Annotated in this window: 8 protein-coding genes; 5 read left to right on the top strand and 3 right to left on the bottom strand. The window is 73.2% G+C overall.

The features are described 5' to 3' along the window. Window positions 1-48 precede the first annotated feature (48 nt). From WME98_RS18105 to WME98_RS18095, 3 genes are all read left to right on the top strand, one after another. Window positions 49-1,578, top strand: coding sequence for a metallophosphoesterase (locus WME98_RS18105; RefSeq protein WP_437952420.1), 1,530 nt, complete (start codon window positions 49-51; stop codon window positions 1,576-1,578). Then, window positions 1,575-3,734, top strand: a complete 2,160-nt coding sequence (locus WME98_RS18100; RefSeq protein ID WP_437952419.1) for a CHAT domain-containing protein — start codon at window positions 1,575-1,577, stop codon at window positions 3,732-3,734. Before WME98_RS18105 ends, WME98_RS18100 begins: the two co-directional genes overlap by 4 nt. Window positions 3,735-3,870: 136 nt before the next feature. Then, the gene (locus WME98_RS18095; RefSeq protein WP_437952418.1) at window positions 3,871-5,916 is read left to right on the top strand and encodes a metallophosphoesterase; all 2,046 of its coding nucleotides are present in this window, start codon (window positions 3,871-3,873) and stop codon (window positions 5,914-5,916) included. Window positions 5,917-5,947: 31 nt separating this feature from the next. On the opposite strand, the gene WME98_RS18090 is transcribed toward WME98_RS18095, so the two are convergent. Together WME98_RS18090 and WME98_RS18085 are read right to left on the bottom strand one after the other, a co-directional pair. Beyond that, window positions 5,948-8,545: a hypothetical protein gene (locus WME98_RS18090; protein WP_437952417.1), complete on the bottom strand. Its 2,598-nt coding sequence runs from the start codon at window positions 8,543-8,545 to the stop codon at window positions 5,948-5,950. A gap of 59 nt (window positions 8,546-8,604) precedes the next feature. Continuing rightward, the gene (locus WME98_RS18085; protein WP_437952416.1) at window positions 8,605-10,851 is read right to left on the bottom strand and encodes a hypothetical protein; all 2,247 of its coding nucleotides are present in this window, start codon (window positions 10,849-10,851) and stop codon (window positions 8,605-8,607) included. Window positions 10,852-11,097: 246 nt separating this feature from the next. Here WME98_RS18085 and WME98_RS18080 point away from each other — a divergent pair, with 246 nt between their 5' ends. Together WME98_RS18080 and WME98_RS18075 are read left to right on the top strand one after the other, a co-directional pair. Beyond that, window positions 11,098-12,642 carry a type I restriction-modification system subunit M gene (locus WME98_RS18080; protein WP_437952415.1) on the top strand — a complete coding sequence of 515 codons (1,545 nt, stop codon included), beginning with the start codon at window positions 11,098-11,100 and terminating at the stop codon, window positions 12,640-12,642. Further along, window positions 12,642-13,913: a restriction endonuclease subunit S gene (locus WME98_RS18075; RefSeq protein ID WP_437952414.1), complete on the top strand. Its 1,272-nt coding sequence runs from the start codon at window positions 12,642-12,644 to the stop codon at window positions 13,911-13,913. Before WME98_RS18080 ends, WME98_RS18075 begins: the two co-directional genes overlap by 1 nt. A gap of 94 nt (window positions 13,914-14,007) precedes the next feature. Here WME98_RS18075 and WME98_RS18070 read toward each other — a convergent pair whose 3' ends face one another. Further along, window positions 14,008-14,727 carry a hypothetical protein gene (locus WME98_RS18070; protein ID WP_437952413.1) on the bottom strand — a complete coding sequence of 240 codons (720 nt, stop codon included), beginning with the start codon at window positions 14,725-14,727 and terminating at the stop codon, window positions 14,008-14,010. Window positions 14,728-15,801 lie beyond the last annotated feature (1,074 nt).

Below are 15,801 nucleotides of genomic sequence, written 5' to 3'. Positions count from 1 at the left end.
GCGGAAAGCCGCCCCTCTAGCCTGCTCGCTCGGCCGGGGAGAGCGGGGATGGGCGAGCAGCCGAAGAGCGACGAGGAGTACGACGAGGTCTACATCGTCTCGGACCTGCACTGGGGCGGCCCTCCCGGCGGGGAGATCTTCGCCGGGACCCAGGCCATGGCGCGGTGGATCGCGTCGCTCGCCCAGGTGAGCGAGGCGCGGCGGGTCGCGCTGGTGCTCGGCGGCGACATCGTCGACTTCATCGCCGGACCGAACGCCGTCTACTTCAATCCCGACGGCGCCATCGGCTGCCTCGACGCGGCGCTCGCCGGCGTCGCGCCGATCGTCGAGGCGATCAAGACGTTCCTCGACAGCGAGCACGCTCGCCTCGTGCTGCTGCGAGGCAACCACGACGTCGAGCTCGCGCTTCCGTGGGTCAGCAAGCACTTCGTCGAGAAGCTCTCGGGCGGCGTCGGCGACAGGAAGAAGCGGATCGACGCGACGCGCCTGCAGCGGGCCGAGGCGCTGTCGTGCGAGGTGGGCGGCAAGCGGGTGTTCGTGATCCACGGCAACGCTCAGGACGAGCACAACTACGTGGACCAACTGCCGCTCGACCGGGTGATCGCCGCATACGAGGAGCGCGATCGCCTCCAGAACAGCGCGACGAGCAGCGCTCGGGAGATCGAGAAGGCCGACAGGGCCTATGGAGAGGCGAAGCGCGGATGGTCGCCGAACTTCGGGACCCGGCTCGTGGTCGACGTGCTGAACTTCATCAAGGCGCGCCGCCCGTTCATCGATCTGCTCAAGCCCGAGTCGCCCGACGCGCTCATCGCGATCGTCCTGGCGCTGAACCCGCTCAACGTCGCTGCCGCGCTGCCGTTTCTGCCCGGAGGCGAGGCGCTGGGGACGCCGCTCCTCGAGGCGCTCCGGAGCCGCGGGCTGCTCCGCGCCGGGGCCGGCGCTCCGGGCGACGTGCCGGGCGTGCCTGTGGCGCTCCCTCATTCGGCGAGGAGCAGGCTCGAGCAGACGCTCCGCGATCTCCGCGACGACCGCCGGCCGCTCGACCTCGTGAGCGAGGCGACCGGCGCCGATCTCCTGGGCCTCCCCACCGCGATCGCGCGGGCCCTGTTCGGCCTGGAGCGCGACGAGGCGATGCGCGACGGTATCCGCGACTGGCTGGGTGCACACCCGGACTTCGATCATCACGAGAGGCTCGCGAAAGACGATCAGGAGATCGATCGCGTCTACCGCCCGGACATCGACTTCCTCGTCGCGGGCCACACGCACATCGCGCGCTGCGCCCGCCGGCGCGGCGGCCAGGGTACGGGGTGGTATCTCAACTCCGGGACGTGGATCCGCCTGGTCCGACTCCACCGCGAAGACGTCGAGGTCGAGGCCCGCTGGGCCCTCGTGCGAAGGGTGCTGGAGGCGCCGACGATCGCGGCGCTCGACGCGCTCGGTGAGATCGTCCGCTCGCCTCGCAACGCCGTGAAGATCGTGAAGGAATCGGACGGCGCGGTCGTCGGGTACCTCGGCTCGGTGCACGACGACGGGAGCTTCGAGCAGATCGCGAAAGCGACGACGGGAGCGGGCGCATGAGCATGAACGGAGGCATCGATACGGTGACGCTGGAGCTGCTCCGGCAGGGGCCGTCGGGGGGGCAGCTCCTCTCCGCGTCGACGCCGTACCTGGCCCTCTGCGGCAACGGCCCGGCCGAGGCCGTCTTCCTGCCGCTCGATCAGCGCGACTTCCAGCGGCGGCTCGCGGCGCTTCGGTACGGCGTCGGCGGCGCTCCGGGCCTGAACACCGAGGCAGCGCGCGCCGGCGCGCTCGAGGACATGGCGCGCGACATGACGCGGATCCTCGATCAGGTGCGCGCGCTTCCCGGCGCGATCGAGCGGGCGTCCGCCGAGATGATCCACCTTAGGCTCGTGCTTTCGGCGACCGAGCTCGCGATGCTCCCCTTCGAGCTCGCGAACACCCCGCGCGGGTTGCCCGGCGAGGGGCTGCCGCTCTGCCTGGTCCAGGGCACGAAGCCGGTGATCGTGACCCGTGAGACCCGGCGCCTCCGCCCGCCCCCGCCGCCCTGGCCGACCAACCCGAGGATCCTGTTCGCCCACGTATCCCATGCAGACGTGCCCGAGGGCCTCGTCCGGGCGCACCTGCTCGCGCTGGCCCGCGCGCTCCGACCGTGGACCGGCTGGGCGCTGGATGGGAAGGACGCCGACGAGCTCGATCGCTACCTTACCGTCCTGCCCGCGGCGAGCGTCCGCAGCATCGCCGCGGCGTGCGCGGAACGCGCTTACACCCACGTGCACGTGCTCGCGCACGGCACCGACGACGTGGAGCCGCACACGGGGGAGCGCCGCTACGCGCTCGCCCTGCACGCCGACGGCTCGACGACGGACATCGTCCCGGTCTCCGGCGCCTTGCTCGCGAGCGCGCTCCGCGCGGGCGGGAACGCCGTGCCGACGGTGGTCACGCTGGCGTCGTGCGACGCCGGCAACGTCGGCTCGCTGCTCGTCGAGAACGGCAGCGTCGCGCACGCGCTCCACGAGAGCGGCGTGAGCCTCGTCATCGCGTCGCAGCTCCCGCTCTCGATGAAGGGCTCCGTGGTCATGGCCGAGACGCTGTACCACGAGCTGCTCTCCGGAACCGACCCTCGGCTCGCGTCTCACGTCACCCGTCAGGCGCTCTTCCGGGAGCAGCGCTCGCACCACGACTGGGCGAGCCTCGTCGTGTACGCCAACCTGCCGGCCGACCCGCGGCGCGAGTTCGATCGCGTGCGCTTCGCCCACCACAAGATCGCGGTCGACTCCGGCATGGCGTGGCTCAACCGCCACGGCCAACCGAGCGGCCGCGAGTTGGATGCCTTCCGCGCCGCAGCGGACGCGCTCGAGGAGCAGGGCAAGGCAGCGGATCCCGTGCGGGCGCAAGCCGTCGACAGCCTCCTCGCCAGCGTCGCGGTGCGCTGGTGCGATCCCGACTGGCCCGATCCGCGCGAGCCCGCCCGCGCGGGCCCGCCGGGGCCGTGCGACGAGCCGGATCCGGAGCGAGCCGGGGACGAGCTCTCGCGCCGGCGCGCGTGGCGATGTCCGCCGCGGCGCATCTCGAGCGGCGAGCGGCGTTTCCCCTCGCTCGCCGACTCCGACGAGCGCACCTCGATCGAGCGCGCGATCGATCATTACGAGCATGTCTTCGCGCGCGATCCGAGGCTCCTCTGGGCCGGCATCAACGCGCTCGCGCTCCGCTGGTACGTCGAGCGGCTCCGCCGCTCCGGGGAGGCTGTCCCCTTCTCGCCAAAGGACGAGAAAGAGTGGTGCGGCCTCGTCTGGCTCGCCGATCAGCGGCTCCGGGCCGGTGCGTTCGCCCGAGCCGAGGAGGCCGACGCGCTCGCCGCCCGGATCGAGCTCCGTGTGCTGGGGCAGCTGCTCCCAGCGCCCAATTCAATCAATCCGTCCCTGGAGCTCGACGTGAAGACGGAGGCCGAGGAGGACATCCATCGCCTCCTTGGCCTCGTTGGGCCGACTGCCTGGGAGGCGCTCGCCCTGCGCCGCCAGCTGCTGCGCTACGAGCGCTGGTGGGCGAGGCCCGACGTCAGCCGCGAGGCCTGGCGCGACGAGGCTGCGGGCATCCCGCCCCCTCCCGAGGCGGTTCGATACAACGATCCGCCGACGCGGGTGCGCGCCCTCGCCCACGCGCTACGCGCGAAGCTCGACGGCCGCGGCGTGCCGATCGGGTGGGACGTGCGCTGACCAAGCGAGCCCGACCCGGGCGCGAGGTCCGGGAGAGGCGGGGTAAATCCGGGGAGGCTCGCGAAACCGCGGCACCGCCGCGGGCCGTGGTACCGTTGGAGGGCGCCCGGCGCCGGCCGGGCGCGCCCGCGCGACGATGACCTCCATCGGCTGGCTCCACCTGTCGGATCTGCACACGACGCTGCGCCGTTCCGGGTGGACGGCGGCGCCGATCCGGAGGGCGGTGTTCGACGATCTCGCCCGGCTGCACGAGCAGGCCGGGCCGTGGGATCTGGTGATCGTCGCGGGCGATCTGAGCATGCGCGGCTCGGCGGAGGAGCTGGAGGAGGCGGACCGCTCGCTGGACGAGCTGATCGCCCGCCTCCGCGAGCTCGGCTCGGACCCGTGCCTCGTGGCCGTGCCCGGCAACCACGATCTGGTCCGCACGGCGGGGACGGCCTCCGCGCACCGGGCGCTCCGCCGCTGGCACGACGACCCCGCGGTGCAGGCGGAGTTCTGGGGCGATCCGGAGAGCCCCGCGCGGCGCTTCGTCGACCGGGCGTTCGAGCCGTTCGAGCAATGGTGGAAGCGCCGCACCCGCGACGCGAAGGCCTTGAAGGATCTGCGTCACGGGCTGCTCCCCGGCGACTTCACCGCGACGGTCGAGAAGCCCGGCGTCCGCCTCGGGATCGCCGGCCTGTGCTCGGCCTTCCTCCAGGTGACGGGCGACGACTACGAGGAGCGCCTCGCGATCTCGCCCCACCAGCTCCTGATCGCGGCGGGCGGCGACGCGCCCGCGTGGGTGGCGCGGCACGACGCGGCGATCCTGGTGACCCACCACGCGCCCGCGTGGCTCGCGCCCGACGAGCGGCGGCGGTACGAGGCCGCGATCAACCCGGCCGGCCGCTTCTGCGCGCACCTGAGCGGGCACCTGCACGAGGAGGCGCCGCCGGTGGAGCAAGGCGAGCGGCTGCACCTCCGGAGCCCGTCGTTCTTCGGCATGGACGCCTGGGAGGACGGCCGCGGCCGGCCGGGGGCGCGCGGGTACGGGTACCTCGCGGCGCGCCTCGAGCTGCGCGGGGCGAAGGCGCAGCTCCGGGTGTTCCCGAGGGCGTGGGACCCCGAGCGGGGCGCGCTGCGGCCCGACGGCGCGCTCGACGGCCTCGATCCGGACGGGGCGATGGCGCTCCCGGCCGCGCGCTTTCCCCGGCTCGAGGGGGACGCGCCGCGGTTCCGGCTGGAGCGCGCCGCCCTGCGCGACGCGCTGGCCGCGGCGTACGGCGCGCCCCAGGACGCCCGCCGCCTCGCGCGGGAGGCGGGGGTGCCGCTGGGCAAGGGGAGCGCGGGCGGGGCGCCGGACGTGTGGCACGCGGTCGTGAGCGAGGCGGAGCGCGCGGGAAAGCTCGCGGAGCTCGCGACGGTCGCGCGCCGCGGGCGCCCGGACGATCGGCGGCTCGCCGATGCGTGGCGCGTTTGCGAGCAGGCCGCCGGACCGGCCGCGCCCGCGGCCCCCATCCGGCGCGGCTCGATCGAGGAGCGGGGCGCGGACGAGCTGTACGATCGGCTCCTCCAGCTCGATCCGGCGACGTTCGAGGCGGTGGCGCTGACGCTGGACGCCGCGGCGGAGATCCCTGGCGGCGCCGCGCCGCCGGCGACCCGCGCGATGGCCCTGGTGCGGCACATGGAGCTGCAAGGCCGGCCCGGGCTGGACCGGCTCGCGGCCGCCCTCGTCCACGCGTCGCGTCCGTTCCCCGCGACGTCGCAGGGAGGGTCGACGGACGAGGCCGCCTCGCTCGGCTGGCTCGGCGTCCTCGCCCCGCTGGCGGACGGCGCCGCGCTCGTCGTCGCGCTCTCGGAGCCGCCGGCGCGGCGCACGAGGCTCGAGCGCGCCCCGACCAGGCCGTCGCTCACCAGGCTCCTCACCGCCGTGTTCACCGACGCGCGCGACTTCGACGGCTTCGTCCGCGATCATTTCCCCGCCGTGAACCGCGCGCTCACCAGCGGGATGGGCCGCGCCCACCGCATCGGCGTCCTCCTCGACATGGCCGGGCCGGCCGACGTCGTGGCGCGCCTTGCGCGGGCGCACCCGTCGGCGTTCGCGGCGCACCAGCGGGTGCTCGACTACGAGGACGACGCGACCGACGCCGCCTCCGGCGCGGCGCCGGCGGACCTTCCCCGCGTCCACCGCGGCGGCGCCGGCTGACCCTCGCCACCGCCGCCGCGCCGGCCGACCCTCACCGCCGCCGCGGCGAGAGGTCCAGGAGCGCCCGCGGCTCCGCGCTCGCGCGCAGCGTGAACCGCGACAGGTGCCCGTTCTCCCGCGCCTTGTCGAGCCAGGCGAGCGCCGCGTCCGCCGGCACGTCGCGCCCGAGCAGCGCGAAGTATATGTGCGCGAACTCGTCGGCGAGGGAGCTGGCGAAGGTCACCGGGTTGTCCGTGTTCACGCTCACCAGCACCGGCGGCCCCTCGGGCGCGGTCATCCCGGCGACCGGCTGGAGGCGGAAGGCCGCGTGCTCGTCCAGGGCCAGGTAATCGGCGATCAGCAGGTTGCTCGACGGGTTGCATTCCACCGTGATCTCGCGCGCCCCCAGCGCGCCGCGCAGCCAGCGCTGCGCCGCGCGCAGCATCGCGGCCTCGGTCGCGTCCGCCTCCACGTGGACCGGCCGCTGCCCGCGGGCGAACACCTCGGCGTCGCTCAGGTACCGCTGGAACAGCCGCTCCGGCGCGCGCCGGACGGGGCGCTCGCGGAAGAACGGGTAGCCCACGCGCGCGAGCGCCGCGGCGCTGTGCCGGAGCGCCCGCGCCGCGAGCAGGTCGTCGAGGTCGAAGCGCTCGTCGCCGTCGTAGATCTCCCGCGCCAGCGCGACGGCCTCGCCGCGCACGTGCTCCAGCCGGCCCGTCTCCGCGCCGATCTCGCGCCTCCGGTAGCGCTCCAGCTCCCAGAGCAGGTCGTCGAGCCGCTCCTCGGCGGGCTGCGCGACGGTGCGCGCCGCGGCCGCCCACCGCTCGGGATCCTCGCCCAGCGCGACGGCGTGGCCGAGGCGGTCGCCCATCTCGAGCATGCCGAACTCAATCGGCTCGTGGATGCGGCGCAGCCCCTCCACGAGCCGGCGGAAGTCCTCGCCCGCGTGCACGGTGGCGCGCATCGGCCCGGCCTCCCAGCGCGGCCGGACGCGGCCGAGCCGCGCGCTGGCCCGGCGGGACGCCTCGCGCACGCGGCGGAACAGCGGCACGAGCGGCCACGTGGGCACGGCGAGCTCGACGTTGGCGACGTCGATGCCGCGCAGCACGAGGAGCAGCTCGGGGTGGCGCTGGAGCGCCGTCTCGATCGCCACCGCCTGCCGCTGCCGCTCGTGGAACCAGGCCCCGAACCGGCAGCCGAAGGCGGGGTGGCCGGGGTCGGCGTGGAGCCGCTTCTGGCCGGTCGGGAGCGTGCGCTCGTGCTCCTTGATGAGGTGCAGGACGAGGCCGACCTCGGGCCGCGGGCGCCTCGGCGGCGGGCGGAAGCGGCGGGCCTGCCGGGCGAGCTCGCGGACCTCGTCGCGGACCTTCGTCCACGCGGGCTCGGGCGAGGTGCGCGCCTCGAGGGCGGCGAGGCTGAGGTCGCGCGACTGCAGCTCCAGGGCGCTCGAGTAGGTGAGCACCGTCAGCGTCCCGCGCAGCGGGGAGATGCGCCCGTAGTGCCGGGTGAACCAGTCGAGCCCGGCGGTGCCCGGCTCCTCGACGAGGAAGCCGTGGGTCATGCAGCGGATGCGCTGGTACTGCCAGAAGGCGAGCGCGAACGCGCCGTCGCCGCCGCCGTCGTCCGCGAGGTAGCGCAGCGCCCGGCAGATCAGGCGCGTCTCCGGGAGCGCGAGCCCGGGGCTCCAGGGCAGCCAGGTGGACAGGGGATCGTTCGCGATGACCTCGCCGGTGGAGGAGGGCTGCCCGCGCGCGTGCGGCGGACCGGAGAGGGCCTGGTACAGGCGGCGGGCGAGCTCCAGCGGCGGCGGGGCGGCGCGCCGCTCGACGAGGCGCAGGGCGTGGAGGAGCCCGCGGTGCGCCTCGTGGGCGCCGAAGCCCCAGGGGACCGCGTCGGCGATGTGGCGGAGCCGGGCGCGGAGGAACGCGTCGAACGTCTCGGCGGCGCCGGCGTGCTCGCGGCGGCGCAGGAAGGAGGCGAGGAGGAGGCGCACGGTGGCGCCGGCGAGGAGGTGGCCGGTGAAGGCGTCGGCGTCGCCGAACGGCGGCGCGCCGGTGGCGGCCCTGAGCCTGAGGCGCGAGGTCGAGAGGTCGCGCATGAGCGCGGCCCAGAGGAGGCCGAAGGGGATCCCGGCGCCGACGTGGAGGTGCGTCTCCGCGCACGGCTTGCGGAGCAGCTCGGCGAGGCGCGGGGTGACGAGGAGGGCGGCGTCGTCCGGCGGCTCCAGGGAGCTCGTCGAGCAGAGGGCGCCGACGAGGAGATCGGCGGGGAGGGCGAGGGAGACCCAGCGCCAGGCGGCGGCGCGCTCGGCCGGGTCGCCGTCGGGGCGGAGGGCGACGCGGCGGCCGGCGTGGACGAGGTACCGGCCGGCGAGGGCGCGGAGGTGGTCGTGGAGGGGGACGCGGAGGCGCCCGGGCGGGAACCAGGCGGCGTCGCGGAGCTGGCGGAGGACGTCGAGCGACATGCCCGCGGCGCGGGTGCGGAGGAAGTCCTCGAGGGCGGCGGCGAGGGTGGCGGTGGGGCCGCCGTCGAGAACGCCGACGGCGTCGCGGGTGAGGGCGGTGAGGCGGAGGGCGAAGGCGGTGGGGGAGGCGAAGGGGGAGGCGGCGGCCGCGGCTTCCAGGCGTGGGTGGGAGACGGGGCGGGGCATGGAGCGGTCAGGGCAGCGCTGCGGGGTTCATGGGCGTCTTTGCTGAAGATCCTCTGCTCTCAGAGGCCTTCCGGGTTCTCCTGGCGCGCCAGCGCGAGCCCGCTTTCATCTGCCTCGACGACAAACCTCCAATCGTGCCCCTGGAAGGTCTCGTCGATGTCCCGACAGATCCTGTCGACCCTGAGCTCGCCGGTCGCCTCCACCCGGCGACGTCGCTCGTCGATGAGGCCCTCCTTGAACGTGCCCCAGCGCGGGCCAGCGGCCGCCCGGAGCTCTTTCAGCCACTTGTTCGCCGAGGATGCCGGCAGGCCGTACTCGGGTGCGGCGAGGAGCCCCGCCCGCATGAATGCCCAGCTCCTCCAGGCGACGGTCCCCCGGGCGCCCAGGTCGACCACCAGCCGGGCGATGTCGTACCAACCCGGCGCTTTGGCCTCGATGCGGAGCGTGCGCGACTCGCCCCAGAGATAGACCACCAGATGGAGGAAATGCCGGGCGAGCTCGTCGATCTCTCGTTCGGTCGCCTCCCAGGATGCCTTCCGCTTCGACATGGAGAGCAGCTTCCTCTTCCAGCGGGAAGAGAAAGCCGCGTAGAACGGGACCGAGAAGCCTTGCGGGACCGGCCAGGCGAAGCGCAGCGACGTCGCCGTGCCGACCGCCTGATAGAGAGATTTGGCGAAGAGGCCTTCATAGCCATTCTGGCTCGTATCTCTCGTGTTCCAGCCTCCATGCGTCTGATCCGCAGCGACGTCCGCCGCGAGCATGAGGGCAGCGGTCAGCTCGCGCGGGAGATAGTCGCCGCTCCCCGTGACGCCCTCGAGGCGATCGACGGCGCTCAGGACGACCTGGGGACCGACCGGCTGCTCGGGAGTGCGCGCGACCGTGCGAAGATCGGACGCCCAAATGCCCGCCACGCTCTGGCCGAGGCTCACCCGGAGCGCGCCCGTCGCTGCGTCGGTGTGCACGGTCTGGTCGTGGATGCCCTCGATCTGCGCGGAGGTCATGCTCAAGGCGTGTCGCCAGATGGCCTCCACGACGCGGCTCGCTGCTCGCGCAGGGGGCGCGTCTGGGTCCGAGAGGACCAGACGGCCGATGTCCGCGAGATCGATCTGACCGCGCAGTCGATCGGGGAGCGCCTCGAGGAGCTGCGGAGTCCTCTGGAAGTACGAGGCGAGCGTGGGTCCAGGCTCCTCCTCGGCGTGGACGGCACCGAGCGCATCGGCGAGGTCGACGCGCGCATACGAGAGCCGCAGCGCCGGCGGGATGCGAGGCACCGCGCACCGGTGGCCGGCCGGGATGACCTTCTCGTACACGTCGCTCGCGAGCGCCGTCGCCCGGCGCTTGCCGGCGATGACCGCGATCTCGCGCTCGAGCATGACCTGCCCCCGGAGCGGCTTCCGCATCTCCCCGAGGAAGTGCTCCGACAGCGTCTGCTCGAACAGCTCGCTATCCCCCGTCAGCAGGAAGGCGACCCGCGGGTGCCACAGCATCCGCAGCATGTCGAGCAGCTCCACCGACCGGCTCGGGTTCATGTCCGCGTCGTCGACCGCCAGCAAGAACAGCGGCGGCCCCTTGGCCGCCGGCCCCTGCCGCTTCGCGAACTCCGCCACCAGCGTCTCGATGAAGTCCGTGAACGCGGTCACCAGGTCGAGCCGCTGCCGCTCGGCCTCCTCCAGCTCGACCGTGTACGCCTCCAGGTCCATCCGGGCGCGCCGCTCGTCGGCGCCGTCGTCCCAGGCCGCCGCCACCGCGCGTATCAGCGCCTTCCACCGCTTGCGCGACCTCACCGTCGCCTCGCTGGCGAGGTGCCAGGCCGGCGGCTCCGCCTCCTTGTCGCCCCGGTCCTCGAGCGCCTCCACCACGCGCCCGAACCGCCCGACCACGTGCATCAGCAGGTTGGTCGACTGCGCCAGCGGGTGCAGGTCGAGCAGGCCGATCGGCACGATGCGGCGGCGGCAGTCGTCGAGCCCGTCGACCCCGTCCGGCCTCGTGTCGGCCGGAGGCTTGCCGTCGCGGCCTCCGTCGCGGTCATCGACGAACGGCCGACGCCAGTGCTCCAGCACCGTCACGAGCAGCGCCGTCTTCCCCGAGCCCCGCCCGCCGTCGATGAGCAGCACCCGGCTCCGCCGGGCCCGGTCGAGCCGCGGGAGGAACGCCGGCCTCGGCTCGTCGACCTTCTCGTCGGACTCTGCCATGGCGACGAGCAGCCGGTGCGTCTGCCGCCCGGCCTGCTTCTGCTCCTCGGTCAGCTCGTCCCAGGGGACGATCGCCGCCTCCCTGCGCAACACGCTCCCCCCGCGCTCGCTCATCCGCGCACCCTCGCCGATCTGGGAAGATGACAGAGCCGCGCGCCGGATGTCCATCGCCGTCGCAGGTGGACCGAAGAAGCCGCACGGGACAGGCGCTCGAGGGCTGGACGCGCCAGGGACGCGCCAGGGACTGGCGGCGCCGCCCGGGCCGCCGGCCGCGCCCGCCGGAGGCGTGGCGGGCGGGCAGCGAGGTGCCCCGGCGAGAGCGAGCACCCCGCCCCCGTCCTCGGGTAGAAGCATGCCCTGATGCCCCTCCCCGCCGGTTTCGAGAAGCGCCTCTGGGCCGCCGCCGACCAGCTCCGGGCCAACTCCGCCCTCCAGCCGTCCGAGTTCGCGACGCCGGTGCTCGCGCTGATCTTCCTGAAGTACGCCGAGCACCGCTTCGCCGAGGCCGAGAGGCAGCGATCGTCGTCGCGCCGCCGGGGCGGCGCCGGCAAGGGCGACGGCCGCGCCGGGGGGGGCCTCTTCGTCCCGGAGGGCGCCCGCTTCAGCCGCCTCCTCCGGCTGCCCGAGGGGGCCGACATCGGCGAGGCGCTCGACGACGCGATGAGGGCGATCGAGGCGGAGAACGAGGACCTCGAGGACGTCCTGCCGAAGGCGTACGGCCGCTTCGACGCGAGGACGCTCAAGGAGCTGCTCCAGCTCTTCGGCGCCATCCCGGAGGACGTCGAGGGCGACGTCTTCGGTCGCATCTACGAGTACTTCCTCGGCAACTTCGCGCCGCGCACCCTGCAGAAGGGCGGCGAGTATTTCACGCCCTCCTCGGTCGTGCGCCTCATCGTCGAGATCATCGAGCCGTACCACGGCAGGATCTACGACCCTTGCTGCGGCTCCGGGGGCATGTTCGTGCAGAGCGCGAACTTCATCGCCGAGCACCGGAAGCGGCCGTCGGACGAGATCGCGGTCTACGGGATCGAGAAGGTCGCGCAGACCCTCCGCCTCGCGCGGATGAACCTCGCCGTGCACGGCCTCTCGGGCGACATCCGCGAGGCGAACGCCTATTACGAGGACGTCCACGATCAGGTCGGCAGGTTCGATTACGTGATGGCCAATCCGCCGTTCAACCAGAACGCGGTCGACCGGCAGCGGCTCAAGGGCGACAGACATCGGTTCCCGTTCGGGATGCCCTCGGTCGACAGCGCGAACTACCTCTGGATCCAGCTCTTTTACAGCGCCCTGAGCGCCTCGGGTCGCGCCGGGTTCGTGATGGCCAACGGCGCGAGCGACGCCCGGGGCAGCGAGCTCGAGCTCCGGCGGAAGCTGATCCAGACCGGCGCCGTCGACGTGATGGTCGCGCTCGGCTCGAACTTCTTCTACACCGTCACCCTGCCCGTCACGCTCTGGTTCCTCGACCGGGGGAAGGCGAGGGGAGCGCGCGAGGACAAGGTGCTCTTCATCGACGCGCGGCGCGTCTACCGGCAGGTGGACCGCTCCCATCGCGACCTGGCGCCGGAGCAGATCGAGCTCCTCGCGAACATCGTGCGGCTCTACCGCGGCGAGGAGCCGGAGGACCTGCACGGGAGCGGCGCGCTCCTGAAGGAGCGCTTCCCCGGCGGGGGGTACGCCGACGTGCCGGGGCTGTGCAAGGCGGCGACGCGCGGGGAGATCGAGGCGCAGGGCTTCAGCCTCAACCCGGGCCGCTACGTGGGCGTCGCCGGCCGGGTCCCCGAGGACGTCGACCTCAAGGAGCGGCTCGAGCGGCTGAACGAGGAGCTCACGCGGCTGAGCGGCGAGGCGCGGGAGATCGAGGCGAAGATCGCCGAGAACGTCGCGGCGCTCCTCGAGGCGTGATGGCGCGCGTGGAGTGGCCGCGCGCCGCCCTCTCGGACGTCTGCGAGGCGATCGTCGACTGCGTCAACAAGACGGCCCCGACGGTCGACGAGATCACGCCGTACAAGATGATCCGCACGACGAACGTGCGCGGCGGGTGGATCGAGCTCGACGACGTCAAGTACGTCACGGAAGACGTCTACAAGCGCTGGACGCGCCGTCAGGTGCCGCGGCGCGGGGATGTCATCCTGACCCGCGAGGCTCCCCTCGGCGAGGTCGGCCTGCTGCGCACGGGCGAGCCCGTATTTCTGGGACAGCGCCTCCTCTCCTACAGGGCCGACCCGAAGAAGCTGGACAACCGGTTTCTCCTCTACGCGCTCCGGGGCGATGAGCTGCAACGCCAGATCAAGGCGCTCGGCTCGGGCGCTACGGTCGAGCACATGCGCGTGCCCGACGCCGGGAAGCTCACGCTGCGGCTGCCGCCGCTCGCGGTCAAGCGCCGCATCGCCGACATCCTCTCCGCCTACGACGACCTCATCGAGAACAACGCGAAGCGCGTCGGGATCCTCGAGGAGATGGCCCGCTCGCTGTACCGCGCGTGGTTCGTCGACCTCCGGTTCCCCGGGCGCGAGGAGGCGACGCCGGTCCCGTCCTCCCCCGTCGAGGCGCCGGCGGGCTGGGGGGTGGCTCGGCTCGGTGATCTCGCGGCCGACGTGCGAGATCCCGTCGATCCGAGCGCCGTGGCGCCCGAGACCCCCTGCTTCGGGCTCGAGCATCTGCCGCGGCGCTCGGTCGCGCTCGGCGAATGGGGGCACGCCGGGGAAGCGCAGAGCATGAAGCTCCGCGCGCGCGCCGGCGACATCCTCTTCGGGAAGATCCGGCCCTATTTCCACAAGGTCGGGGTGACGCCGGTCGACGCGGTGTGCTCGTCGGACATCCTCGTCTTGCGAGCGCAGGCGCCCGAGCACTTCGGCCTCGTCCTCTGCTGCGTCTCCAGCGACGCGTTCGTCGCCCACGCGACCCAGACGTCGCAGGGCACGAAGATGCCGCGCGCGAGCTGGGACGTCCTCCGCCAGGTCGCGCTGCCGCTGCCCCCCGCGCGGCTCCTCCGCCGGTTTGATCGCATCGTCACGGATTCCGTGGACATGATGCATCGGCTCGTCCTGAAGAACCGCAATTTGAGGGTGACGCGCGATCTGCTGCTCCCCGGCCTCGTCTCCGGCGAGATCGACGTGAGCGGCGTCGATGCTGTCCTCTCCGGGGGGCCGTCGAGGGCCTCCCCGGAGGATTGAATTCGACCCGGGGGGCCGTCGAGCGGTCGTGGTCAGCCGATGTCGGCGCCCATCGACGATCGGGTCAACACCGCGCCTTCATTGCCTGGCCCGCTCACCTGCAGCGCAGGCGTTCGGGGGCCTCCGCCGCTCGAGGGGCGCACCGCTCCCCGATCGACTGATCGCAGCGATAGTACTCGCTCGTGGAGCCGCACTCGGCGTCCGCGCCGTAACCTTCAGGCGGATTGGGGCGGATGCAATCGAGGCGGTCACACTCGAGGGTGCCCGTTCCACCGAAGAGCTGCTCGGGATCGGGTGTGGCGGTTCCATCGCAGTCGAAGTCGAACTCCGACCCGCCGCGGGCTGGCGGCGCCATCGGCTCGGCATGGTAGGCCTCCGCTCCAGGGTGAGCGTTCGCTTCATTTGGACCGCAATCGTCGCTCGACGCGACGTAGGGACCCCCGCACGCATCGTCGCCGCCCGACGGCGCGTCGCACGCCTCGACGACGGCATTCCGGTCTCCATGCCCATCGGAGTCCGCGTCGCAGTACCACGCGACCTCGTCGCACCCGCCGCCGGCTCCACCGCTGCCCGCCGTCGTCCCGGCCGGGTTCCCGCCAGCCCCGCCAGCCCCGCCAGCCCCGCCAGCCCCGCCAGTCCCGCCGCCAGCCCCGCCAGCCCCGCCAGTCCCGCCGCCGACCCCGCCAGCCTCGCCGCCCGCGCCGCCGGCGGTTCCCGAGCCCGCGCCGGCGCCGTGGGTGCCGGCGCTCGTCGAGGTCGCCCCGGCGGTGTCTCGGAAGAGGTCCGGGGGCACGTCCCTGCAACCGACGCTCACGGCGGCAGCGGCGAGCACGATAGCGGCCCGAGCGCAAGTCCCGACCGCAACCCTCCGAAAGCTCCGACTCCTCATGCCTCAGCCTAACTCGAGGCCCCCGTGCCTCTCAAGACGCATGCACCTGTCCGCACGGCGGCCTGCGCCGGTGCGCGCAACCCCGATCGCTCCAGCGATGGAGCTCCTGGGCAGCACGAGCAGCTCCTCGCGGTCGAGCCACGCGCGGAAGGCGTCGAGCACAGGCTGAGAACCGCGCCCGTTTCCGGCGGCCGCTCGTCATCGACCGTTTTCTCTACGTGTCGGCGGGCGGCAAGCCTGCGTCGTGGCCACGTGGCCTCGCGCGGGTCGAGCAGATGCCCGACGGCCGGGTCATCATCGGCTTTCACCCGTTCTACAAGCCCGAGGTGCAGGTCGCGCTGCTCAACCCAGATCGGGAGTCCACCACACCGTACCCGAGCGCGGAGTGGCAAAGCTGCAAGGCCACCGACGGCAGCTGGGTCGACCCACGAGCGGCGCCGTCGACCTGTACATGGGCGTGGACGGCATCGCCCTCGACACGACGGCTGAGGTCGGCCTCGCGGAACGAGAGCAGACGGGGAGGGTGCAGCGTGGCTATCCCGTGGGACCGGTGACGCGGCCGGCCCTTCACCGCGGGCGACGCGGCGGCGGAGGGCGCCCCGTCGGGCCACACCGGAGCTGCCCTCGGCGGCGAAACAGGCGGAAACTATGAAATCGCCGCTGTTTCCGGCGGCCGCTCGTTATCAATCGATTTTTCTGGTGGGATGACTTCGCGGGGGCGAACGTCGCGATCCGTCACATTCGCCGGTGTTTTTGGGAGACGTGAACCCAGAACGCACCCCCTTACGCAGCACGGCGGGCTGGCCGTCAAGTTCCGGGAGAGGCAGAACACCCCTCCCAGGAGACCGATGGCCGCCAAGGGGTGCGCCGAGCGTCCAGACTCCAGGGCGGCGTTCGGAGTGTCCTGACGACCTCACGCGCCTGCACACCCAAGAGTCGCACGAGCTGGGCGTTGTCCAAACTCCCCCGGTGCCAAGTCACACCCTTTGGAATATAAAA

The organism is Sorangium sp. So ce296 (genome assembly GCF_051529605.1).
Taxonomy (GTDB): Bacteria; Myxococcota_A; Polyangia; order Polyangiales; family Polyangiaceae; genus Sorangium; species Sorangium cellulosum_D.
Note: the sequence above shows the minus strand (reverse complement) of the source record. Positions and strands in the feature narration are given on the sequence as shown.